The organism is Sporosarcina luteola (genome assembly GCF_023715585.1).
Classification (GTDB): Bacteria; Bacillota; Bacilli; order Bacillales_A; family Planococcaceae; genus Sporosarcina; species Sporosarcina luteola_D.
In genome coordinates, this window is the sequence record NZ_JAMBOK010000001.1 from 1,652,840 (window position 1) to 1,678,669 (window position 25,830).

13 protein-coding genes are annotated in these 25,830 nt (G+C 43.7%); 3 read left to right on the forward strand and 10 right to left on the reverse strand.

The genetic code is table 11. The annotated features are described in order from the left end of the window. From M3193_RS08150 to M3193_RS08195, 8 genes are all read right to left on the reverse strand, one after another. A complete protein-coding gene (locus M3193_RS08150) occupies positions 1–1,446 on the reverse strand; it encodes an S-layer homology domain-containing protein (RefSeq protein WP_251626072.1) in 1,446 nt (481 codons plus the stop codon). Positions 1,447–1,585: 139 nt separating this feature from the next. Next, positions 1,586–3,430, reverse strand: coding sequence for an S-layer homology domain-containing protein (locus M3193_RS08155; RefSeq protein ID WP_251626075.1), 1,845 nt, complete (start codon positions 3,428–3,430; stop codon positions 1,586–1,588). A 486-nt stretch (positions 3,431–3,916) separates the two neighbouring features. Then, positions 3,917–7,072 carry a S8 family serine peptidase gene (locus tag M3193_RS08160; RefSeq protein WP_251627252.1) on the reverse strand — a complete coding sequence of 1,052 codons (3,156 nt, stop codon included), beginning with the start codon at positions 7,070–7,072 and terminating at the stop codon, positions 3,917–3,919. A gap of 56 nt (positions 7,073–7,128) precedes the next feature. Next, a complete protein-coding gene (locus tag M3193_RS08165; protein ID WP_251626077.1) occupies positions 7,129–7,719 on the reverse strand; it encodes a protease inhibitor I9 family protein in 591 nt (196 codons plus the stop codon). Positions 7,720–7,945: 226 nt separating this feature from the next. Next, complete coding sequence (locus M3193_RS16705; RefSeq protein ID WP_353056373.1) at positions 7,946–12,268, reverse strand: S8 family serine peptidase; 4,323 nt, start codon at positions 12,266–12,268, stop codon at positions 7,946–7,948. A gap of 618 nt (positions 12,269–12,886) precedes the next feature. Further along, a complete protein-coding gene (locus tag M3193_RS08185; RefSeq protein WP_251626079.1) occupies positions 12,887–15,811 on the reverse strand; it encodes an S-layer homology domain-containing protein in 2,925 nt (974 codons plus the stop codon). 424 nt (positions 15,812–16,235) lie between these two features. Beyond that, positions 16,236–17,525, reverse strand: coding sequence for a nucleotide sugar dehydrogenase (locus tag M3193_RS08190; RefSeq protein ID WP_251626085.1), 1,290 nt, complete (start codon positions 17,523–17,525; stop codon positions 16,236–16,238). A 22-nt stretch (positions 17,526–17,547) separates the two neighbouring features. Then, positions 17,548–18,267, reverse strand: coding sequence for a WecB/TagA/CpsF family glycosyltransferase (locus M3193_RS08195; protein ID WP_251626087.1), 720 nt, complete (start codon positions 18,265–18,267; stop codon positions 17,548–17,550). Between the two features lie 250 nt (positions 18,268–18,517). Here M3193_RS08195 and csaB point away from each other — a divergent pair, with 250 nt between their 5' ends. The 3 genes from csaB to murJ all read left to right on the forward strand — a co-directional run bounded on the left by csaB (position 18,518) and on the right by murJ (position 22,422). Further along, positions 18,518–19,639 (forward strand): polysaccharide pyruvyl transferase CsaB, encoded by a 1,122-nt coding sequence (csaB, locus tag M3193_RS08200; RefSeq protein WP_251626090.1) that lies wholly within the window; start codon positions 18,518–18,520, stop codon positions 19,637–19,639. 1 nt (position 19,640) lies between these two features. Next, a complete protein-coding gene (locus M3193_RS08205) occupies positions 19,641–20,819 on the forward strand; it encodes a glycosyltransferase family 4 protein (RefSeq protein WP_251626092.1) in 1,179 nt (392 codons plus the stop codon). Between the two features lie 91 nt (positions 20,820–20,910). Continuing rightward, a complete protein-coding gene (gene murJ, locus M3193_RS08210; protein WP_251626095.1) occupies positions 20,911–22,422 on the forward strand; it encodes a murein biosynthesis integral membrane protein MurJ in 1,512 nt (503 codons plus the stop codon). 237 nt (positions 22,423–22,659) lie between these two features. Here the strand turns inward: murJ and M3193_RS08215 are convergent, their stop codons facing one another. Both M3193_RS08215 and M3193_RS08220 read right to left on the reverse strand, forming a co-directional pair. Next, on the reverse strand, positions 22,660–24,708 hold the full coding sequence (locus M3193_RS08215) for an S-layer homology domain-containing protein (RefSeq protein ID WP_251626098.1): 2,049 nt from the start codon (positions 24,706–24,708) through the stop codon (positions 22,660–22,662). Positions 24,709–24,779: 71 nt separating this feature from the next. Further along, positions 24,780–25,817 (reverse strand): NlpC/P60 family protein, encoded by a 1,038-nt coding sequence (locus tag M3193_RS08220; protein WP_251626101.1) that lies wholly within the window; start codon positions 25,815–25,817, stop codon positions 24,780–24,782. Positions 25,818–25,830: the final 13 nt, after the last annotated feature.

Consider the following 25,830-nt stretch of genomic DNA (forward strand, 5'->3'; position numbering starts at 1 on the left):
TTATTTAATATAAGGTGATGCGATAAAGCCTGTTTTTACTTTTCCAATATTAGTGGTCTTTACAGGGTACCAAATGTATTGATTGGGAGACTTGGAATCGGTATCGTAGACTGGACCTCCTATGATTGTGATTCTATCCTCCGTTGTCACAGCAAGGACTAAATCCCCTCCGGAACTTGGTCTGGATCGCAATCCTTTTCCACTGTACTTAACGACGGAGTCCTCCTTCAACAGTTCGGCCGACATTGTGTTGGAGCCGGTCATTGTGAATGACTTCTTATTGAATTGGATATTATCGGTCGTCGAGCCGTCGTATTTGAAATCGGCAATTGTCATGTCGATAGTCGTGATGTTCGGAGTGACGAAGCCGTTGCTGATGTTGCGATAGACTTTTTCTTGGTAAGCTTTTAAGTTTCTATCGCCTGTCGCCTGGTAAAATGGACTGTTCATTGGCTTTGTACCGTTATACGCCATTACCGCAAAGTACCAATGCTCAAGGACATGCCGGTTATTCGTACCAACGCTCGGAAGGTCCGACCGCTTGAAATTATCCGCCAGCACTTTCACGCCGGCTTCGATATTGTATGCAATATCGTATTTGAGGCGTTCTGTGTCAAACTCAGTTCTGTTCGTCAGTTGCATAAGACCAATGCCGTTGTCCGTACTGATAAGTGGTTCACCGTTGCTAAGATAATGTTTCCAGCCGCTCTCTTCTGTAATGATTGCTTTTACGATTTCAGGTGGCACATCCGCTTTTCTTGCCGCTTTCGTCGCAAGGCAATTAAGCGTCTGCTGATCCGGATTCACTCGGCTTGCCGCATCGTAGCCGCAGGATTTAACGGGCAAGCGCAGTTGTTCGTTCGTCGCACGTGCCAGAAATCCAGCGAATTGTGCACGAGTGACCGGCTTGTCCGGTTCAAATTTCGTTGCCGAAATGCCATTTGTAATTCCAGCCGCGATGATCTTTGGTATGGATGAGTAGCTCTGTGAGCCTAGTGGTACATCTGTAAAGGTCATCTGCTCTTCATCGGTCAATTTAAAAGCACGTGCAAGGAAGATTGCCATTTCTCCTCTAGATACTTTTTTATTCGGCTCGAATTTATCGGCTGAATAGCCTTTGATAATCCCCGCCTCAGTAGCCGCTTGTATTTCCGCAGCTGCAAAGTTTCCACTGCCTACATCAGAAAAATCCGATACTTTATTTTCGGTTGGTAATTTTAGCACCCTTACGATCATTGCAGCCGCCTGTGCGCGTGTGACTGCTTCACCAGGTGCAAATGAATCTGGTGTTTTCCCGTTGATAAAACCATGTCCCGCTAAATAATTGATATGTTCATAGAATTGGTCTTTAGGGTTCACATCCGTAAAACCTTGAGCGCTTGCACTTCCTACACCGCCCGTGATGAAAAGTAATATAGCTGCTAAAAATGTTACGATTTTTTTCAATCCGCTTCCCCTCCTTACTATTAGACTACTATAATACGGCCTGATTTGAAAGGATAATTCAGGAAAATTCAAATTGCGGCAAATAAAGGAAAAACCCTCCGACGGCTTTGGCGCATCGAAGGGTTTACTGGTTGCATAATTAGTTGATGAATTTGATTTCAGCAAGGAAGTTATAGATGATTTTCGCCATTTGCCCACGGTTTGCATCCGCGTTCGGACGGAATGTGTCATCAAGGTAGCCGTCAAGTAGGCCAGCTTGGTAGACGCGTTCAACGTGTTTACGTGAAGCTGCACCGATTTCCTTGCTATCTTTGAATGCAGTCAAAGCTTTCTTCTTATCGAAAGTCACTTTGTCTGTACCGACATAGTCGATTGCACGGCTGATCATGATTGCCGCTTGGTCACGAGTGATTTCTTCGTATGGACGGAATGAGCCGTCTGTGTAACCTGCAACGATTCCAGCTTCAACAACTGCAGCGATTTCGCCGTTTTGGTTGAACGCTTGGCTTGCAGATACGTCCTTGAAGGAATTCGCTGTTTTGTCCATAGCAACGATACCTAGCCCGCGGGAAAGGATTGCTGCGAACTCACCACGAGTGATCTTCAACGTCGGAGCAAATGTCGTCTGAGTTTTACCGTTTACAACCATGCGGGAAGCCAATTTGTCAACGTACTCCTCCGCCCAGCTTGTACCTTTAGTAATATCAGTGAACGACTTCGAATGCTCGATCAACGTGTACACAGAGTTCGTTGAACGATAAAGATTAGCTGTTGTATCACCAGAAACGTAAGTTGGAACAGCTGTCACTTTACCTTTCGCATCCACAGTTACACCTACAGTCGTAGCTGCATTCAATTTAGCAGCTGCAGGCAATGTACGTTTGATTGGAGTCGGGAATACAGTCAATGCTACTGATTTGCCGCCTGGCGCTACAACGGATACGTTGAAGTCGTAAGCATCAGCAAGCACTTTGTAAGCTGTTTTGCTGGCAAGTGGGTTGTCTACTTTTTTAACAGAGACATTTAGCCTCAATTCGACAGAAGCAACACCCAAGTCCTTTGCAACCGCAGCTAAGTCAAATGCATTAACTGGCAATTCATACGATACATTACCGAATTGAAGAACTACTACAGCATCGCTGTTTTTCTTATCAAGTGCAGCTAGGATTGTTGCAGGAATTTCTACATTCGTTGTACCTGCTTGTACTTTAATCACAAGCTCTTCGACTTTAGCCGCTTTTTCAATTGCATCGATAACTGCTTGTGGATTGCTGTTCACAATTGATCCATCAACTTCAACAGTGACATCGCCCGTTATCGGCGGAGTCACCGGTGGGATTGGCCCTGGTCCCGGTCCCTGATTTAAAGAATTTAAATACGCAGTAAATTCGGATTGAATTCCGTCTAATATACCAATTGACGGAACTTTAACTACTGGCTTCAAACTCTCAGGCACTGGATTTTTTTTGTAAACAGCTTCAAGTTCACTATATAGACCTGAACCTAGTAGATTTCCATATTGATCGGCTTCTAGTCCGCTTACAGCCTTTACAAGCCCATTAATTATGGCAGTGTAATAAGTGACCAGCTCTTCGGAAGTTACATCTTCTTTAACACCTCTAACATCCTCTTTAAAAGCCAGATATCTAGATTCTAGTTTTTCAGAAGTAATCTCCTCACCCCGTGTAGTAGACAACAATTTCGTGTATGAGGTTTTCAGATTTTCTACATAGCCTTTTTCAATTGATTGCTCCGGATTCTTTGCTAATACATTCATTACAATTCGTACCAGTTCTTGCTTTTTGCTATCAAGAGAGTTGAACTCTGTGACAAAGTTCTCAATAGCTACTTTTTCACCAATAGTTAGTGTAGCTGTTGCACTTGCTTTTTCTACACCAAAACCTATTGATAATACAGGAGTCAATGCCATAGTTCCAATCATTACTGATTTCAATACTTTTGTACCGTTATTTTTTCCGGACATTCCTACACCCCTCTATATTTTTTTACTACATAATTAATAGTCTAATATAAAACACAATTCTTAACAAGTAAATATGCATTTTTTGTCGAATTTTAACAATAATTCTTAGTAGAATCTATTCATTCCCTGGAAAAAGAATGATCAATTTTTACCGCAAATGACAAATCACAGTCTTTATCTTTAAAATTCATTCTTACATTTTTCAACTAGTATAAAAGAAGCATGTTGAATTTCCCCTTGTCTAATTACTAATCGAAAACCCATCTTATCCCGCAAATCATGCAGGACAAGATGGGTATTAAAGTTTATGGGACCGAGCAATATGTTTCCGCATACCGCTCTGGAACTCCTCTGGAGTGCCGAATCTTCAGAAAAGACAATAAATATATTTTACCATTCATTTCAAATTCCGTCAATGGGTTTTTATTAATCTTTTATTGTTTATGAAGAAAAAGAGGAGATCTCCCCCCTCTTCCTCACTTTTCATCAATCCAACAATTGCAAAGTATCCAATGCTCGATAAAGCATGACTGCCGCTTCTGCGCGTGTTGCATTGTTCTTCGGCATGAATTGACCGTTGTTGCCTTTGATGATGCCAAGTGCTGTCGCTTTGTAGACAGAGCCGATAGCGAATGTTCCGATTGAACCATGGTCTGCAAAGTTAGTTGGCGTATCAAGGTTTGCTAGTTTCTCTTTGTTTTGGTATTCGATTGCGCGGACGACCATTGCAGCTATTTCTTCGCGTTTAATCGGTGCGTCCGGATTGAATTTGCCGTCCTTTGTTCCGTTGACAATACCGGCACGGGCTGCCGCTTCAACTCCAGCGTATGCCCATTTCTTGCTTGAGTTGATGTCACCGAACTTGCCTTCATAGTTCTTCATAGGAAGATCTAGAGCACGTGCAAGCAATACTGCATATTCTGCACGAGTGATTTGTGCATTTGGCGCAAAGTTTGTTTCCGTTTTTCCTTGGATAATGCCATTCGCCGCAAGAATATTGATTTCATTCTTGGCGAATGTGTTTGCAATATCCTTGAATACTGGTAGTGTTATAGTATTTTCTGCTTTTGGTTTTTCCACTTCAGGCTTCGGAGCCGGCGGGATGAAGATTGGCGGAGCAATTGGACCCGGAACTAACACTGATGCGCCTCTTTCAAAAAGAACCGCTTCAGAAGTATTGCCAGCTGCGTCATGAACGAATACTGTCACTTTTACAGAGTTGGTAATCTTATTGAATTCTACCGCGTCGATGTTGAAGTTGAAAGAACCGTCCTGTTTCAATTGAATAGGTTTTTTCCCAGTTCCGACTCCGTTAATTGAAGTTTCATATGATACTTTCAACTTTTCATTCAAATCATACTCAAGTCCATACTTGGAAAGTACTGCATTATAATCAATATATTTATCTTTGACTTTTCCGATTACACTTCCAACATGAAAAGATCCTTCAATAACCGGAGCAGTTGATTTTACAACAATCGGTCCGACGTAATCACCTATAATGGGCGGGTTACCGGATGCCGTTTGTGCAGTGTAATCGATTGTGTAGAGTCCGTCCGGAATCTCTTCCGCACCCTCACCGTCCCATGGGGTGTATTGTCCATTGACCACTAACTGGTAGGAGCCCGTCTTCAGTGATGTACCCCAATGCAGATAGCCAATCCAGCCGTCTCCGTACAAGCCACCCTCAGGATCCGTCATGTCCCACAACTCAATGTTATTTGTTGTGACGTCGCCCGTAATCGTGAAATAGAGCACTGCTTCATCTTTCACTCCGTCTCCATTAAAGCTTAAGTCTGTGTCCGTGATTTTCATGTCTTTTATTGCAGTTGCCGCTGCCCCGCTGAAATCAGCTGCGAATGGCAATGAGGCGACCGTGCTGCCGCCTTCGATATTGATATATCCGAGGATTTCAGATCCAGCTGGTACATTCGTATTTTTAGAAGCTGTCAATGTAACATTAAGCAACTGCTCTCCAGATAAAGTGAATGTCGGTTTGTCGATTGTGACTGTTGCATCACCGAAGCCTTTTGTCACTTGGACAGTTGCATTGTAATTGCCGCCGTTGCCATTCATATTTTTCACGAGAAGCTGTTTTGTAACTGAGATATTAGCATCTTTAAGGGATTGTGGACCGAATGTTACTGTCCCTTTCCTGTTTTCAACGACTGCTCCGTCATTGTTTGCGGTGTCGAGTGCGTATGCAAGGATTTCAGGGTGTGCTGCTTGGTATGCTTGGACGCGGCCAGCCCCTTGTGCGAATACGTCGTACTTGCTTGTGTCAAGGACCTTCGCTGTGTTGGAAAGAGCGACTTTTACGTCGAAGGCGTCCCACGTTGGATTCGCTTGCTTCATGAGCGCCGCGATTCCCGCAATATGTGGGGTGGCCATGGAAGTTCCCGTTTTACGCGCATACGCTTGCTCATAAGTTGCTCCTGGGATATCCGCTTTGTACATAGGAATCGTCGACATGATGTTCGTTCCTGGTGCTGTGACGTCAGGTTTAATGTCGAAGTTCGGTGTGGACGGTCCGCGTGAGCTGGAGTTGTTCACTTCGTCGCCTGCTGTCATTGTTTTGCCGAAATTGGCGAACGAGATTATGCTTGCTGCTTTTGCAAGTGCTGCACGAATGGCTTGGCCGTCTGTTTGGGACATGTCGAATGTCGGTATGAATTCGAAGTCATTGCCTAGGAATGTGCCGGATGGGCCAGGTGCGCCTGCTCCGCCCGCGCTGTTATGGACGATGATGGCGACTGCGCCCTTCTCTTTCGCAGCTGCGATTTTATCGACGAAAGCGATTCCGCCGCGCGAGACGAGTACGACTTTGCCGGTGACATCAAGTCCTGCATAGTTTTCTGCTGAACCGAATCCAGGGACTGTAACGAGGCTGTACTCGCCGTCAAGTTGAGTCGCGAGGTTCGCACCGTATGTCGTGCCCATCAGATTGAGCTTTTTTGAGAGGTTATAGCTACCGGCGTTGATGTTGATGTCGCCGAAATAGTGTGCTTCAGGGTTCGTCGTGTTTCCGACTGCGATGCCGAGGCGGGCTGTGGCTGGTGTGCCCATAGTTCCACGGTTCGGTCCGGAATTTCCTGTAGCGACGACTGAGATTGTGCCTGCCAGCATTGCATTGTTAATGGCGAATGATCCAGCGTCTGTTTCAGTGTTGGCACCGCCGCCTAGTGATAGGTTGATGACGTCCATACCTTCTTGGACCGCTGTGTCGATTGCGGCGATGATGCCTGATGTGGATCCACTGCCGTATGCGCCGAGTACGCGGTATGCGTAAAGGTCGACTTTCGGTGCGATCCCTTTAATGCCGTATTCGTTGTTGCCGATTGCGGCTATTGTTCCCGCAACGTGTGTGCCGTGGGATGTGTAGAAAGCGCTGCCGTTCTCGTTGAATTCTGGAGTGCCTGCGGGACGTTCCACTGGCGACGTTTCGGATGCATCGTCATCCGCACGTGGCTTTGTGTAGGTGCTGCTGTGCGGAATAAAGTTTTTGCCACCCTTGTAAATTCCTTGGAAGTCTGGATGGTCGGCGTCGATGCCTGTGTCAAGGACGGCGATTTTGATGCCCTGTCCTTCAAGTCCTTCATTCCATAGTGTTTCGATTCCGAGGAAGCCTATGCTTGTATCCATGTTTGCAGTGATTCTTTCATTTACCGTAGACAGCAGCTCTGTGGATTCAACGTCTGTCAATTCTTTTTTTTTTCTTTATACTCTTCCGCGGTTGCCCCATCTATCTCATCTTCAAAAGCGTGAACAATTGCATCTGGTTCAACTAGTGTAACGCCTTTTACTTTATGCAGCTTTTTTAGATCATCCGCTTTAACTTTTGCTGCAAAACCATTTAATACATTATTGAACGAATAGCCTTCTTCATAGGAAACTCGAATTGCTCTCATTTCCTTTTTAACAGTTGTTTGTTGAGCATTAACTTTTTGCCTAACCTTTTTTTCTTGCGCGACAGTGAAGCTTTTACCTGTCATTTTACTAATACCTTTTTGCAGACCGACTGGTGTTTCTGAAAGATGAACGATCACATCAACTTTCTCGTCACCCGAAAGCCTTCTTAAGTCCTCGTGCAATATTGGACCGCCATTTGCCAATTTCATTTGTTCAGCAATGGCGGCTTTTATTTGTAAAATATCTTCGCTCTGAGTTTTTGTTCCAAACGTCTTTACTTCCTCTGCATAGGTGTTTAATGAGAATGGTATTAACATGGACAGAACCAAAACGGAAGCCAGGATACTTCTTAATACTTTTAGAACCTCTTTCTTTCTCAAACCTTTTAACCCCTTTATCTTTTTATGCGCTACCAAAGTTGCGAGATCTAAAATCAAAAACTATGCAACTATAATACTATAACACGGGTTGATAGATTTTGGTATATTCAGGTGACAAAAAATAGAAAAAAGTTTTGTTTTTTTAATTCAATCGGTTACTATATGTATTTAATTGATGAAACAATAAAAAAGAGGAACCCGAAGGCTCCTCTTCTATCTCCTATTCTCACTGTAGCAATTGCAATACATCCAATGCACGGTAGAGCATAACAGCTGCTTCAGCCCGTGTTGCATTGTTTTTCGGCATGAATTTGCCATCATTCCCTTTAATGACACCGAGTGCTGATGCTTTGTAGACAGAGTCAATCGCGAAAGTGCCGATTGATCCATGGTCACCAAAGTTAGTTGGTGTAACTAGGTCCGCGAGTTTTTCTTTGTTTTGGTATTCGATTGCACGAATGACCATCGCAGCGATTTCCTCACGTTTGATTGGTGCATCCGGGTTGAATTTCCCGTCTGTTGTTCCGTTAATAATTCCGACGCGAGCCGCTGCTTCCACGCTTGCAAACGCCCATTTTTTGCTTGAGGCGACGTCCTTGAATTTACCTTCGTATTCTTTTAATGGAAGGTCAAGAGCACGCGCAAGCAATACGGCAAATTCAGCACGGGTAATTTGAGCATTCGGTGCAAAGCCAGTTTCTGTTTTACCTTGGACTATGCCTTTTGCTGCTAATACGTTGATTTCTTTAGCCGCAAATGTGTTTGTAATATCTGTGAAAACAGGCGGTGTGATTGGTTTTGGATTTTCAGGTTTTGGTTCTTGTGGATTTGTTACCGGAGGAACATACCCACCTCCACCGTTTCCTGGATTTACAACCACTTCATCCGTTTTTTCAATTTCTACGACTTTAGTAGTTTTATTTCCTGCTAAATCTTCTACTTCAAAAGTGAATTTGTTTTTACCGTCTTTCAACGTTAACTCGAATTCCACGTCTTTATTGAAATCTTTCAGGCCATATGGCGATGTAAGATCGTGACGGTATTTCTCGTTTCCATTAACAGTTAGACGGATATCATCAAAGTTGTCTTTGATGTTAACAGTTACTTGCACTTTATTTTCCTTCGTCTTAGCTGGAGGATTTCCTTTTACAGTAACAACCGCTGCTTTCGTATCGACAAATACTCTGCGCGCAATCTGCATTTCATTGCCGAACTTATCGACTGCCGACACTTTAATAGTTTGGTATCCATCTTTAAAAGTCAGTGTGTGGGAGAATTTAACTCCATCAAATACGTCTGCTTTATTTCCATTAATTGTAACAAGCGCTACTTTCGAATCGTCTTCTACTGTTCCTTTCACCGTAACCTTTTCCGAAGCGAATACGGAGTTGTTGCCTGGCGACTGGATTTTGATGACTGGATGGCCATCTTCTTCTTCACTTTGAATGTTTAATTCATAATCTGTAAAGTTGGATGCACTGTCCCATACTCTGACAATCAATAGATCTTTGCCATTCAACGCGTTATCAATCACAAAATTATCTACAGAGGCTGTGAGTTCTGAAAGTGATTTGCCATTTAAGATTACTTCCCATTTTTCCGTACCTGTTCCGTCTTCATTGTCTTTGAAATCTAGAACAGAGATTGTTTTCTTCTCCTCATCAAATGCGACTTTAGCAGTCGGACCAACAGTATCCACTTTTACTGGGAATATAATCGATTGCCATTTCGCTCCTTCAAAGTCGATAACTCCACTTAACTCGATAAAGTATTCGCCATCCTGAACAATTTCACCATCCACTTTACCATCCCAACCATAATTCGGATTATACGTGTATGGATTCGCCGTTGCACTCTTTATATAATGCTTTCTTAGACCTTCGTCAGTTCTTATTCTACGAAGCTCTTTTCCGTCTTTATCTAAAACGGATACTTTAAATTCCTTGGCGTTTCGGAATAGAGAGAATACCGGTATGGCTTGGTCTCGAATTCCATCATCATTTGGTGAGAAACCAATACGATCTATATCAAATTCCTCTTCTGCCATGATGAAGTTGCCTTGCTCATCCGCGAGAGCTGTATATCCCCAATAAGTCATATCTTCCCATGCAAAGGAATCAAAAATTGGTGCAGTATCCCAATTACCGTTAAATCCGAAGAATGGAACCGTTAGTGGAACATTTCCCGACACTTCTTCATTTGCATCGGTTAGAGTAACGAAACCGTCTAAGAAGAAACCGTATTTATAAATCTTCGCTACCTCTTCTGCAATATTTGTAAGATCCACTGTAACCGTTATTACAGCAGACTCATTAGCTGGAATTATTACGGTCGAAGGTGCATCTATTTCAGCATCCTCACTAGTCAATACATATTGCCCATAGCTTGGATTGTTAGGAATGGTTATATAAATTCCCGCATCAACAGGACTGTCAATTTGAAGTTGTGTTTTAACGTCATATGTTTTCTCTACATCAGAGAAGTTTTTAGCTTCCAATGTAAAGGAAACTTGGTTGTTTTTAATCTCCTTCAACGCTACTTTTGCCTCTCCAGTAGCACTGTCGGTAACTACAACGTCTGTTTCGACTGCATTTGCCAGTTGCATAAGACCCGCACCTTGACGTCTTGGTGAAACATATTGTCCAGCTTTTAATTCTACCGGCTTCGCTGTGTTCATTAATAGGTTCTTCGCAAATTGAACACGCTTTGCTTGTGTAACTTCTGGGAAGTCTTTCATGATCCTTTCAAAAATTAAAGCTGATCCACCCGCAACGTGAGGGGCAGCCATCGATGTCCCGCTCATGACACCATAGTTATTATCGTTCAACGTTGAGAAGATGTTGCCTCCAGGAGCTGTAATTTCAGGTTTGAAATCCAGGTTTGGAGTTGGTCCCCATGAAGTGAAACTTGACATCTTTCCAGCTGAAGGATTAGTGATGCCCCAGAAGTTCCCGTCAAAACTGACCGTTACAATTTTCCCTTCATCTAAAAGCTTTTTCATCGCTAGTCCATCACTTTGCAATGAGGACATGTAAGGAATGCGAATGGTTGAATCAGAGACCATATTAATTGTTCCGGCAGCATTATTGTATATAATAACTCCTGCTGCCCCAGCCGCTTGTGCATTCAACCCTTTTTCCGTAAATGCAATCGCCCCGCGGGATATTAACGCGAATTTACCTGTCAGGTCTTTGCCAGCGAATTCGGATGGATTACCCAATCCTACGTCAACAACTTCAAATGTTGATTTTTCACCTTTTAGGGGATCGACATCATTTGCCAATAGATAAATCGCCCGACCTAATTCTTCTTCGCCTACATTATACGTATAACTGTAAGCCGTTATCTTGCTATTTTCAATGGATGCTACGCCGAATGATTCGTGTGTAACACTTGGAGAGCCTGTTAGACCATAGTCTTGGTTTTCCGCGTATGGATAAAAGAATCCAGAACCATACATATCTGAGTTTCCAGCAGAAATGGCGACAAGCACACCATTTTCCGTTGCTCTTTTAACTGCTTGTTGTTCTGGACTATTTGCATCCACATAACCTGCAGTCGATCCCAAAGACATGTTAATGACATCTGATTCTAACTTAATAGCATCATCAATTGCCTTAATATAGATATCTCCAAATGTTGAAGGATATAGTGGATCGTTTCCAAATACTTTTAATGCTAATAATTGAGCTTCCGGTGCTACTCCCTTCACTCCACCGTCATCTTCATCTCCATTTGCTCCGACTGTTCCAGCAACGTGCATTCCATGCATGGATGCATCCGGGCCTATATCCAGAATTTCGTAATTCCTGTCCATATAGTTATAACCAAATGGAACTTTATTCGTATAGTACTTTCCATCTTCAATTGAACCGTTAGCCAAATGGTCTTCAACTAGCTTTTGAGTAATTGAACCATTCACTCCTGGTGACAAAACCATATCCTTATGATTTGGATCAATACCTGTGTCAATGATTCCGACAACCATTCCTTTACCATTGAAATTATAATCATTCCAAACGCGTTGTGCTAGTACTAATTCTTTGGAATGAATCATTTCAGGTTTTACTTCTGGTCGTTGGTATTCAGTAGACTCATAGACAGCTTTAACACCTTTTATGTCTGCAATTTCTTTAACAAATTCTGCATCTACTTCAGCCGAAAATCCGTTGAACACGGTAGTGAACCTCTCCAAATATTCGATTGTAGGTGCCACTTTTGTAACATTGGCTTGTACGCTCATTTGATCTGACTCAACTGCTGCTTCTAGTGTATTACGTTCAGCTGTTGAGATTTCTTTATAAAGAAGTCCCTTTTTCGTTGCCGTTTCAATTGCTGGTGCCTTCTCAAGTTCCACAATGATTCGGACTTTTTCTTGCGGTTCTACCGGGTTAAGCAACCTATCCGGCAGAGTCCGTTCCGGTTTTTGGATCTCTAGCGCTGGAATTGTCTTTTGGCCTATTGAAGAACCTGACATTCCAAACGCGACTGAACTCATTGACATGAGAAATACTAGTGTCAATGCAAGAGTTCTTTTTAATCTCACCACACCTTGTCCCCCTTATAATTATTCTCACGCATGCTAAAATTGTGATACAACTCCAATCTATTCAATTAAATATATTTATAGTACTGTAGTTCATATTTTTCGAAACTATTTTTTTTAGAAGGTTTAGTGCTGTCGATTATTATTTAAGATAAGAGTTATATGAATAAGTCTCTAGAAATTTATTTACTCCACACTTTCTCTATATAACCTATTTACAAAGTAAACATAAATTCAACAATTTCGCTTTTACTCACTTTGACTGTAAATCTTCCAAATTTTATAGATTAAAAGCAAAAGTTTATTAATAGTTGACGTGTTGTGGTAGCTCTGTCATGAGGTTTCTAAGATGGGATAAATGAAGATTAATACCAACATCATTTTTATTATTTTGGAGTTCGATGAATTTACGATGGATTATTTCTATGCAGTATGAATAAAAAATATAATCATGGGTAAATTAATCTTAATTAATATGGAATATAGTTGCACTGCTTCGTAATATTTAGCATATTCAGACTTTTTTCTGCCTATTTCTTTAGAAAACAAAAAAACTACCAACTATCTTCAAGATAGTTGGTAGTTTACTAAATACTTTTTATTAAAGAACACTACTTGAAATTACTTTACAGTAACTTGAATTTCTTTCGTAGCATTTTCAATTTTGACTCTTACAGTAACCTTAGCTTCAGTAACTCCAGTGTTTAACGTTACTTTTGCATTTGGAGTTCCATTCTCTTCAATTTTAACTTCAGAAGCTTTTTGTGGAACTACTGTAATAGTTGGAGTTGCCGTAGCTGTGTCAACTACACGTTTATTGCCATACTGATCAGTAGTAGCAAAGTTAACTGTTGCATTATTATTCTTCAAGTTAGAAGCTACTGTTGAACCTGAAGCTAATGTCGCTGTTGTGATAGCAGCTGCACCAGTATGATTTGCAGCTACAGTTGCTGTTGTAAAGAAGAAGTCTTCTACTTCACGCTCATCAGTTGAAACGACAAACTTTTGTTCAAGAACTTCACCTGTTGCATTGATTGTAACTCTTAAAGTGAATTCAGTATCAACTTGTGTTCCAGCAGAATTTGTATTCATGTCGGCTTTTGCCACTCTAATTTCGTTATTAGTTACAGTTGCAGTACCTTTTCCACCAGAGATTGTTGCAGTAAAGTCTTCATTAGCTCCTTGAACCAACGCAACCTTACCGCCATTTAATACACCGTTAACTGTGAACGCTTTATTTCCAGCAGTTTCTACATCAGCCGCTTGAACTTTACCAATTGTTGCAATCTCATAGCTGTTGTATTCAGTTCCATCAGTTACACGTACTGTGGATTCAGCTGTACTTGCAGCAATTGTATTAGTTCCATTAGCATCAGCAAGAACGAACTGAAGTGTTTCTGAACCGTTCGCTAATCCTGCAGTGACAGTTACGCCAGCGTTATGTTTAATTGTGTTAGTTGCTGTTGTACCAGGCAATGTTACAACAGTTGAATTTGTATCTTCGCTAACTAAAATACCTTTACTGTTAGCTAGCAAGTAACTTGTGACAGCAGCTGCTTTCATATCACGACCATATTGGTCTTCGATAACAAGTTCAGATACTGTAATGTTTTTTGATTTACCAGCTGCTAGAACTAGAGGATCTTTAAGGCCGCGAACTGTAGTTGGTACAGCTGCTTTTTCAACTTTAACTGTTGTAGTTGCAACTTTAAATGTTGATGATTGTGCTACTAATGGGAAAATACCATCTGCTTGATTCGCGCTTGCAGGCACTTTAATAAACAAATTGCCATCTGCATCTTTTGCAAACGCATTAGCCACTGACGAACCGTTAAATGTAACTTTAACGCCTTTATAATCAGTAGAACTTGTGTTGTTTAAAACATTAAGGTCTGTTACAGCTTTTCCGCCCTTATCAAGTACAGATACCGGTACTAAAATATCTTCTTTAGCTACAGTAAGCGCTGGAGCTGAAAGAGTGACGACATCAGTACGAGTAGTTTCAGCTACTTGGATTTTGTAAGATACATTTTTCCCAGTAGTAGTGGAAATAAATGTAACTTGGTTTTCTCCAGCTTTAATTCCCGTTGTAGGAGCTTGAATTTCTATTGCTAAATGTGTTTTCCCGTCAACTGTTACAGTTTCCACGTCAGCAACTGAACCTGCGCCTTTAGTAGTAACTACAGTTGGATTTGTTTCAGACTTAATTAGCCCAGCTTTAGCAACATCTTTATCAGTAATTGTATTGCCGTATTGGTCTTTTACATCTAGTAATAGATAAAATTTATCTGAAGTAAGGTTTGTACCTTCGTTCAATTCTTTTTTATCTTTATTATAAACACCTGTTACAGCTACTTCAGATGCTGCTGCTGCTGCTGATAACGTTACTGTCTTTGTTGCAGATTTAGCACTGTCTGCATGAATAAGTGCAACCGCGACTTTATCTCCAACTTTAGAATTACCAGCGCCGTAAATTCCAGTTAGATCGATTTCCACAACACCTAATGCAGGTTTTGGAACAATATTAGCGAGGTTGTTAGTTGTTAAAGTTGTAGTTCTTGTTACGTCCTCACCGTATTGGTTTTTAACTTGATAACCTACTGTAGCCTTAGTTGGGTTTCCAGTAGCATTTACTACAGCAACATCAGACAAAATTTCGATAGTTTCTACTCTTTCATCTTGAGCTTTAACTGTAGTAGATAGTTTAGTGTCTGTTAAACCGGAAATATTTATTGTGTAATCACCTTGAGTAAGCTTTGTAGAAAGTTCAAGTTTTACAGACTTTCCATCTGCCGCCCAAGTTGTTTTAGAAACATTTTGCTTAATAGTTGATTTAACAACTTCCAATTGAGCTTTTGTAGTATCAACAGCTTTATTGAAAGTAACTTCTAAAGTTTTTGCATCAACTGCTGCAGACTTTACCGAAAGTACGGTAGTGTCTTCAACTCCAACCTCAGCACGGTGTACAAACAGAGCGAACTCTCCACGTGTTAGATTGTCAGTTGGAGCGAATGTTGTTTCTGTCTTACCAAGCGTAATTCCAGCTTCTTTAAGAGCAGAAACATATCCGATCCAGTTGTTGTTTACGTCTTTGAAGTTAGCATTTTCTTTTGCAGTTAGCTTATAAGCGTTTGCAAGCATTTTTGCCATTTCTTGACGAGTGATGTAGTCAGCTGGAGCGAATGCAGTAGCAGTTTTACCACTAGCAATTTTCGCTTCAACGATTGCGTTGACAGCACCTGCTACACGAGTGTTAACGTCTTGGAAACCTGCATCTGGTGCAGAAGTAGTATCCAATTTAAGAGCGTTAGCGATCATGACCGCAGCGTCACCGCGTGAGATGTTGCTGTTCGTACCGAAAGTAGTTTCAGTAGTTCCTTTTGCGATACCGTTTTCTACTAAGTAGTTTACTGCCGCTTCGTAAGACTTGCTTACGTCCTTGAAATCAGTTGCCGCTGAAGCGACTGGTACGATTGCTGTTGCAACTAGTGTTGCTGTTGCAGCCGAAGCTACAAACTTTTTGTAGGCTTTTGGTTGATGAGCCATGTGTAGAATTCCTCCCTATTGTATGATTACATTTTATGAAGCTATCATATGAATCTACTAGTGTACAAGATTCAATATGAATTATACCAACAATGCGTATAATAATCTACTTTTAATTTCAAGTGGGGCCAAATTTACTATTTTTAGATAGTAGATTTGATTCACCTGATATTATTAGTATATTAACATACGTATACGGCACGTCAGCTCTTTTACAAGTATAGCAAACTTTTAAAAAAACTCAAGCTATATTAATCTATCTTCTGAAAATTCGTCTTATGTGCATTGTGTAGGCATTTTCTATTGATTAATATGAACCGCTTTTCGTGTCACTGAAACTAATACTCCGTATTTTAGAAACTATACATGTAAAAGGCCGGCAATAATGCCGGCCTTTCTAGCTAATTTTATTAGTAGTCTTTTATCACATCGGGCTGTTTTTCGAATCTCCCAGCACATACACTTCAAATCCAGCCGCTTGCCATTTTTCCCGGTCGATGCATTGTTTTGTGTCTATGACGATTTTGCTTTCCATCAGATCGGCAATTTGTGCTGGATCGAGATCTTTGAATTCATCATGGCTTGTTAAGATGATGGCTGCTTGAGCCCCTTTCAAAGCCTCATCCATGTTTTGCGTCTGGATTTCCAGATTGTTCTGTTTGATATGCGGGTCGAATGCCACGGCATCCAGTGCCCTCTTTTGCAATTCTTCTACAACGTCGACGGACGGACTTTCCCTCATGTCGTCGATATTTCCTTTGAAGGCAAGACCAAGCACTGCCACCTTTGCATTCGTCGTTTCAATGCCTTTTGCCTGCAAGATTGTTGTCAGGAAATCGGCCGTGTAGGCAGGCATTCCGTCATTTGTCTTACGGGACAGGTTGATGATCTTGGCGATTTCCGGATTCAATTCAACGAGGAACCATGGATCGACGGCGATGCAATGCCCGCCGACGCCTGGTCCTGGCTGATGAATATTGACGCGGGGGTGGAAGTTCGCGAGGCGAATCGCTTCCCAGACGTTTACGCCGATTGTGGCGGATAGCTTCGCGAGTTCGTTCGCTAAGGCAATATTGACATCGCGGTATGTGTTTTCCATCACTTTGACGAGTTCGGCAGTCGTATCGTCCGTTTCGTGCATCTGTCCTTTGACGAATGAACGGTATAGATCCGACGTCATTTTCGCGGATTCTTCATTGACTCCCCCGATGATGCGGTCATTTGAAATAAGCTCTTCAAATACACGGCCAGGGATGACCCGTTCAGGTGAATGGGAGACGAATAGTTCCGTCCCGATTTCGAGTCCTGTTGGGATGAGCTCCGGAATGACGACGTCTTGTACGGTTCTTGGCGGCACTGTCGACTCAAGAATGACGAGGTTCCCTTTTTCAACGAATGGGGCGATTGCTTTTGCCGCACTTCGGATGTATTCGAGATTAGCTGTTTTGTCTTCTTTGATCGGCGATGGTACTGCAAGGATGAAGACATCGGCCTTTATCGGTGTAGTGGAAACTGTGAACATATTCGAGTCGATCGCTTCATCCAGACGCTCTTGCAAACCGTTCTCTTCTATATGAAGCTTTTTGTTGCGGATGCTTTCCACTACGCTTTCATTGATATCGACACCGTGCACTTTATGTCCGTGGTTGGCAAACATGACCGCTGTCGGCAATCCGATATATCCTAGTCCGATTATGCAAATTGACTTTTTCATATTGAAAGACTCCTTACTATTTTTAGTTTCTTCTATTAAATAAGATGTTCATCAGGAAGAGCGGAAGGTTCATCTGGCGTTTGATGCGTCTTGGATCGCTTGCCAGCCGGTACAGCCATTCGGTGCCTGTATTCCTGAAGAGTGCGGGTGCCCGCTTGACGGTTCCCGAGAAGACGTCGAAGCTGCCACCGACCCCTTGGAATACTAAGACGTTTTTCAGCTTGTCCATGTTTCGTCTGATCCAAAGTTCTTGCTTCGGGCTGCCGAGAGCGACGAAGATGATTTCAGCGCCGCTATCGTTAATGCGCTGTAGTAGGGCTTCTTCATCCTGTTCATACCCGTCAGTCATGCCCGCTATTCCGATTTCCGGGTATTGCTGTTTTATATTATGGGCGGCTTTTTCGACGACTTCCTTTTTCGCGCCGTATAAATAGATGGGATGGTTTTCATCTGCGGCGAATTTCAGCAGCCTCGCCATCATGTCGACGCCTGTGACGCGGGAATGGATCTTCCCTTTTTTTATTTTGGATGCCAAAAGTATGCCTACGCCGTCCGGTATTTGAAACGTCGATCCGTTGATAAGATCCTTCACTTCCGGATTTTTTTGCGCGGTCATCACTTTTTCCGGGTTGACGGCGATGATTGTAGATTGTTCACCGGCTGCCATCCGGGTTTTTATTTCCGTAATGATTCCTTCATATGTAAGAGGCGACACATGGACGCCAAGGTACGTTTCTTTCATTGTCTGACCCTCGATTCGTTGCTTTCAATTGTATAAGTATAGCAGAAACCCAAAGCGGTTGCATAGCCATTGGGAACGATGATAGAATGAGTAGGAAATGACGATATATGTAATATGTTGTGAGATGACTTTTCGAAGACGGCAACATCTTCATTCAATAGTTCGTTCTATATAAAAAGTCGACTTTAATTTATCCATAACTATGCTTTCACGGGATGCGTGGAAGCTTTTGTTTTGAGGAGGATATCCATTGAAAATAGTGATTTCAGGTTTTTACGGACTTGGCAATACGGGTGACGAGGCCATTTTAAAGGCCATTGTCGATAACTTGCGTGCCGAGCTGGACAATCCGGAGATAACGGTGTTTTCGTTGTCGCCTGATAAGACAGCGAAGGAGCATGACGTGAAATCGGTCTACAGGGGTTGGCGGCATGAGAATATGGAAAAGGTGAAGGCGCTCCGCAATGCGGATCTCCTTATCTCCGGAGGCGGCGGGCTGCTTCAGGATACATACCCGACGAAGTTTTTATTCGGTCCCCTTCCCTATTATTTGCTTATTGTTTTGCTGGCGAAGCTTTGCGGAACGAAGGTCATGTTCTTTTCACAGGGAATCGGTCCTGTTACAAGTAAATGGGGCAAGTTCCTGATGCGGGCGCTCGCCAACAAGGCTGACTTCATCACCGTCAGGGATACGTATTCAAAAGAGTATCTTGAGAATTTGAAAGTGACGAAGCCCGAGACGGTCGTCACTGCTGATATTGTGTTCGCATTCAAGCCTACTGAAGACAATGTCGCTTATGCTTCGCTCGGTTTGAAGGGCGATAAACGGCTTGTAGCGGTCGCCCCACGTCCTTGGTTTGACCATGAGGACGAATATATCGGGAAGCTTGCATGGGTGTTGGATGAGCTCATTGAACAGAGGGATGTCATGCCTGTGTTCGTCCCTATGGAACCGCCATACGATACGAATGTATCGAAAAAGGTGATGGCAAAGATGAAGAATGCCAGCAAGACCCGGCTGTTGGGCGATTCATTCACACCGAATGAGTTTTATAATTTCATTTCCAAGACTGAATTGACGATCGCCTTGCGTTTGCATGCGTTGATATTCGCTGCACTCTCGAATGTGCCGCATATCGGGTTGAGCTATGATCAGAAGGTGGAAAGCTTTTTGAAGCGCTCAGGCATGTGGGACCGTTCTTTCCCTCTAGGGGATTTCACGAAGGAAGCATTGCTTGAAAATGCGCTTTACGTGCTTGACCATGGTACAGATACGAAAGAGATGATTGCGCCGAATGTTGACGTGCTGCGACGGGAAGCTGTTCGCAATGTGGATTTATTACGGGAACAATTTTTGGATGGAGGACGTTGAATTGAAAATATTATTGGCTACTGCATATGATTATCCCCATTTAGGAGGATTATCAGTCCATATGGCAACTTTGAAGGCCGGGCTTGAGTCACGGGGCCATACAGTGGATATCGTATCATTCTCGGATGTGCCTAAGTGGAAGCAGGACGGTGTTGTCCGTGGACCGGCTTTCGTTTTGAATAAGATGAAGAAAGGTTCGGGCTATGTCTGGACGTTGAATCGACGGAAGGACGAGCTGGAGTCGCTTATTAAGGTGAAGGTTTCGGGCGGCGGCTATGACATCATCAATGCGCAGGATGCTTTTACGACGCTTGCCGCGCTGGAGTCTGACGTTCCTGTCGTCAGTACGGTGCATGGCTATTTGACTTTTGAAGGTATTTCCAAAGGTACGGTCATCGAAGGCTCTACTGAAGCGGATAAGCTGAAAGAAGCCGAGTGGAAATCGTATAAATCAACGCGTGAAGTGATTACGGTCGATACGCGCATTAAGGATTATATCGAGAAGGAAACGGGCGTCATTGGTAACATGATCAAGAACTTCATTGACGTCGAATCGTTCAAGCCTGAAGTTTCCCGCCGGGACGAGTTCCGCGAGAAATATGGCTTTGAGAAGGATGATATGATTTTCTTCGTTCCGCGTCGTTTGACGAAGAAGAACGGCGTCATTTACCCGATTTTATCATTGCCAGCGGTTCTTGAGAAATTCCCGAAAGCGCGTGTCGTGTTTGCGGGAACGGGCGAAATGATGGAGACAATGAAAGCGAAGGCTGCAGAACTTGGCGTGGCTGACCGGGTGACGATGGTCGGCGCGGTCGATCATGCAGATATGATTCAGTATTATGCGTTGAGCAATGTGGCACTTGTCCCTTCGATCTATTCCGCAGGAGTGGAGGAAGCGACGTCCATTTCCGCACTAGAGGCGATGGGTTCCGGTGTTCCATTAATCGCGTGTGCGGTTGGCGGTTTGAAGGAGATCATCGAAGACGGCGTGGACGGGCTATTGGTGGAAGAGCAGAATGTCGAGGAGTTAAGCGAAGCGATGATCCGTTTGCTGGAAGACCCTGCTTTCGGCCAGCAGTTGGCTGACACTGCGCGTGCTAAGATCGTTGCGGAGTATTCGCATTTCGCTGCGGCAGAAAAGTATGAGAAGATTTACGAGAAGGCTTTGAAGAAAAATTGATGAACTGATTGCTCCCCGCCCAGGCTGGGAGCTTTCTTTATGACTACAGATCGGCGTCTTTCCGGCGTTGATGCAGGTTAGGTGGATGGATATGAGCAAATTAAAGAAGGCGGCTTTGTGGACGACGTTGCTTGCTCTCATTTTGAAAGTGTCGGGGTTCATTCGCGAGTCTATTGTTGCAAATGAGTTTGGGGCGTCGCATGAGACGGATGCTTATTTCTTGGCGTTCGGCTTCATTACGCTTGTCGTGGCGATGATTTCGACGGGCTTCAATAATGTGTTTTTGCCGATGTATGTGAAGAGCCGGACGGGGAATCCGGACCATGATGACCGGAATGCAAATGCTTTATTGAATTGGACGGTTTTATTGTTCGTCTTTGTGAGCGCATTCGGGTGGTTTTTTGCAGATTGGTTCGTACCGTTGATTTATAAAAAAGCGGTTTTTGAAACGAAAGTTATTGCCGTTGAGATGACGCGGCTGTTTTTCGCATTCATGACGATGATTGCGTTGACCGGGTTGCTCGATTCGTATTTGCAGTCGCGCCGCATCTTTGTCCCTTCCCAAATGGCGAAGCTTCTAGCGACGTTGATGGCAGCGGTGTTTGCAGTTCTATTCAGTGATGTGTGGGGCATTTATTCACTCGTGTATGGATTTCTTGTGGGGACGGTGATGGGTGTTATCGTGCAGGTCGTTGCACTCGCCCGATCCGATTATAAGTGGCAGCCGGTTTTCAATATGGAGAGGACATTTGCAAAGGCGTTTTTAGTGCTCATCATTCCATCGCTGTTGAATTCGGTTGTTGGCCAAGTGAATTTATTCGTGAACCGTTATTTCGCTTCCGGGACGGAGGAGGCGGCGGTTACGTATTTGAACAACTCATCGCTCATCATCAGTATTCCGAACGCAATCTATGCAACGACGCTTGCCGCCATCATTTTTACGCTGATGAGTGAGCAGACGGAGCAATTGGATAAATTCAAGGATACTGTTTTCCGCGGTATGGAAATTTCGTTGGTGACATTGCTGCCGATTGCAGTCGGATTGCTCGTTGTCGGAGATGCAGTCGTTTCTTTCATTTACGAACGCGGGAAATTCACAGCGGCGGATACCGCGAATACGTATTTAACGTTATTGCTTTACTTGCCGATCATCGTGTTCCAGGGCATGCAGCTGATCCTGTCGAAATCGATGTATTCGAGGGGCAAGACTGCCATTGTATTCCGGATCAGTGTAACGACGATCGCAGTGAATCTCATTTTAAATTGGCTGCTGGTTGATAAGTACGGGTATCCGGCACTTGCAATATCAGCTTCAGTCGTGAGCGTTTATTATTTTGCGGTTTCGATGGCTGTCGTTTATAAGGATTTAGGGGCTGCAGAGTTGAAGCGGTTCGCACGGATGAGTTCGCGTGTTATCGGACCTGCGATTGTGATGGGGCTTGCTGTGTGGGGCGCGAAGGTATTGCTGAATGCAGAGGATTGGTATTCGCTCTATCAGTTGGCTGTGCTTGTGCCGATTGGCGTTGTCGTTTATGCAGCGATGATCCGGGTTATGTACCGGGAAGGGTTTAACCGGTTTGTTGGATTGTTGAGGCGTGGATGAGAGGGTTATGCGTGAATACTGCTGTTTATGCGTAAGAATTTCATTTTATGCGTGGATGTCGCGTGTTATGCGTAAGAATTTCATTTTATGCGCGGATATCGCGGTTTATGAGTGTATCGCGGTGAAATTCCGCTCATAAAATACTCTAAGTCGCGCTAAGTGGTTTTGACAATCTAAATTCCTTTAAAAGAATCACCCCAGAAGGTAGAGTTGCATTCTACCTTCTGGGGTGTTTTATTATCTAGTATTCAATTCTGTCAGGAAGTCGCCGCGAATCCATCCAAATTCGATGTGTTCTCCGTTGGCGTCTTTTGTAACGGAGTCTGCGAAAACTTTGTACCAGATGTAGCCGTCTGCGCCTTTTTGCTGTTCGACGATGGCGACTGGATACCCGCTTTTGCCGCTTCGACCGAGGTCACGCGGGCTGAATGAAAAGAGCAGTGTGTCTGACGAGACTACTGGTAACGTACGAACATTCAATGATGTTGTAATGTTCGTCATGGCAAGGCGATATCTATATGCATCTTTACCACCCATTGCAACATCGGTTCTCCACATATGACCAGCGATTTTTGCCCCCCATGTTGGGTCAGACGCATAGCTGACGTTGAAGCCGACGGTTTTATTGCCAGGCACGGCACCTTTCGCGCGTTTCCCTTCCGGTAAGCCATACTCCAAATTGATATACATCAATACGAATGCTTCAATGCTCCGTTGTGGTGTGGCGTATACTTGTCCGGCCCCTGGAGTGCTATCGAATACTGTAATGCCGTATAGATTGTTTTTCTGGAGAGCGTTGGAGCTCATCCCGAAGTCACTTTCATGCATGGCGGCTGCTAGGATGAAGAGCCCGTTTACCCGATGTTGCTCTTCAATTGCCTTAATATGAGAGCCTAAGCCAATAAGTTTCGATTTGACCGAAGCACCTGCATATCTAGCCTGACCTGTACGTTCCTTTTCCGCAAGAATTCGTAGAATGAACGCATCGATTTCTTCAGCTGTATACTCTGTTTTCGAGCGGATTGATTGGAACTGGAAGTACGGATGATATGTTCCAGCCACTTTCCCTGCCCCGTCAAGATAGTTGACACCATCTCTAGAATAGTAGGGCGTACCAACCTTCATGAATGAAGGAGCGGATCCGATGATGTATGATCCTCCGTATGAACGCCTGAGGTAATTAAATTCATAATGGAGAAGTTCATTGTTGCTATTCGCAACATAATAATCTTTCGAATTCGAAATCGAGACCGGCATAAAATCAATTTCTTCATGTTTCACGTAGCCTACAGTATCTGCAACTTGTACTTTGACATAATTTTCCGCGTACTCGAGCACACCCATTTCACGGCCGGCTTCGATGTATGTAAGCTGTGTGCCAAAGGATGGACTAGAGTAGATAATTGTCACTTTACCTAAAGGACCTTGTGCAAATGCCATTCCGCTTCTAACGCGAAGCATCTCTTTGCCTTTGTAGATTCCTTCAGCTATCGGACTGGCGGTAAATGCTTTGACCGCTTCCGCGTACGTGTTGTATTTCTTGTCCAAGAGCTTCATTGCTTTATTTTCCACGACGGCAAGCTGGAATTTCTCCGGATCCGCTGCGGGTGGTGCTGGTGGCTGCGGTATGGATGGTGGTTCAGGTTCCACTTCAGGTATTTCGTGTTTCGCCCGGAATGCGATGAATCGGCTAAGTACAGCTGCGACTTGGTCCCGCTTTGAAAGTCCTGCCGGGTCGAATGTGATGATGGTGCGTGTCGGATCTACTTTCATCCCGTTCATGATTCCCGCTGCGAATACCGTTTTTGCTGCACTGACCCCTTCCGTTGATGCGAAGAGGGATTCGTCTGTCAGCACGATGTCATTCGCATTGACTGTGATGCCTAAGTAGTTGATGGCACGGGATGCTGTGACGGCCATTTCTTCCCTTGTCATTAATTTCAGAGGCATGAATTTACCGTCCAATGTGCCTTTCATAATCCCGCTTTTTTGGATGGCACCGATTTCACCTGCGATTGCGGAGTATGGATTCACGTCCGTGAACACAGGCACTTCGGGTGATAGATTCATTGTCCGCGCGAGGAATGCCGCAAAATCTCCGCGACTCACGTCCGCTTTCGGATAAATTTTGCCGTCCGAGTATCCTTTAATGATTCCCATGGATACCATTTCACGGACTTCCTTTTCCAATGTCAAACCTGTCAATTCATCCGCATGAGAGATTGACGGTGTCAGTTGCAGCATAAGCATAAAGATGACGAACATCGCTGCTAGTTTGCGTTTCATTTAATTCCCCCTAAAAAGCTTTGTCAATCTTTCTATCGGTCTATGAATTGGTTATTAAATAGAAGCAGCCCTTAATTCACTTCGATGGCGCTATAGACAGCTGCTGCAAATTCTGCCCGCGTCACGATTTTGGTGAATTCATAGGATGGTGTTTGGAAGACACCTGTCTTGTCCAACTGCTTTAAAGCATTGATTGACCCCTTTGCCCAATAGGTGGATGGAATGTCGACATAGAGCGAGGAAATATAGACTCGGTCGTCGACTTTCTTCTGGAGATTGAACGCACGATCGATAATGACCGCTAGCTGCGTCCGCGTCAATTTGTCTTCCAAGCCGAATCTTCCATCCTCGTATCCTTTTAAGATATCCGCTTCATTCATCGCGGCAATATGTTCTGCAAATTGATGCTTTTTGTCAACGTCCCTGAAATTCACTTCATTCGCAGGTTTCAGTTTCAATACGCGATTCAGCATGGCTGCCGCCTGTCCGCGGGTAATCGTATCTTCCGGTTTAAATTGATTGTTAGGAAAACCGTTGATGATCCCGTTTCCGCTCAGCTTCAAAATCGCATTGTATGCGAGATGATCGGGAGTGATGTCTTCGAACGCCGTCTTAGGCAGCGTTGGTGCGGCCGGTGCTTGCGCTGCAGTCGATCCGTTCATACGCTTCGCTCCTGCAAAGCGCGGCTCCCAGTATGGATGTGAGAACAGCTTCGCTTTGGCGACGCCACGTTTTTCATTTTCAGCTGAAATGAATTCGTTGTTTCCCAAGTAGATGCCTGCATGAGAGATCCCCGGTTTGTATGTGTCCTTAAAGAATAGCACGTCGCCTGGCTGCAGGTCGGCTGCATCTACGGGAACACCGTAATTGAACTGCCCTTCCGAAGTCCTCGGCAGCTTAGTATCGAACTGGTTGAACACATAAACGATGAATCCGGAGCAGTCGAAGCCTGTTTCAGGTGTATTACCGCCGAATTTGTATGGTGTGCCTTCATAGGCCTTCGCAAAGTCCGCCAGGCTATTGGCCGATGCTTTTGCATGCAAGCCAGGAAACGCAATTGTTATTACTAACAGCAGCAACAGAAATTCTTTTATCTTTATAAATTTCATTTTTCATTCCCCC

Excerpts from the sequence above, each read along its gene's own strand:
- M3193_RS08160 (WP_251627252.1), bottom strand. The coding sequence starts at position 7,072 with ATGGATACAAGCATAGGCTTCCTCGGAATCGAAACACTATGGAATGAA.
- M3193_RS08215 (WP_251626098.1), bottom strand. The coding sequence starts at position 24,708 with ATGAAACGCAAACTAGCAGCGATGTTCGTCATCTTTATGCTTATGCTG.
- M3193_RS08220 (WP_251626101.1), bottom strand. The coding sequence starts at position 25,817 with ATGAAATTTATAAAGATAAAAGAATTTCTGTTGCTGCTGTTAGTAATA.
- M3193_RS08190 (WP_251626085.1), bottom strand. The coding sequence starts at position 17,525 with ATGAAAAAGTCAATTTGCATAATCGGACTAGGATATATCGGATTGCCG.
- M3193_RS08155 (WP_251626075.1), bottom strand. The coding sequence starts at position 3,430 with ATGTCCGGAAAAAATAACGGTACAAAAGTATTGAAATCAGTAATGATT.
- M3193_RS08185 (WP_251626079.1), bottom strand. The coding sequence starts at position 15,811 with ATGGCTCATCAACCAAAAGCCTACAAAAAGTTTGTAGCTTCGGCTGCA.
- murJ (WP_251626095.1), top strand. The coding sequence starts at position 20,911 with ATGAGCAAATTAAAGAAGGCGGCTTTGTGGACGACGTTGCTTGCTCTC.
- M3193_RS08195 (WP_251626087.1), bottom strand. The coding sequence starts at position 18,267 with ATGAAAGAAACGTACCTTGGCGTCCATGTGTCGCCTCTTACATATGAA.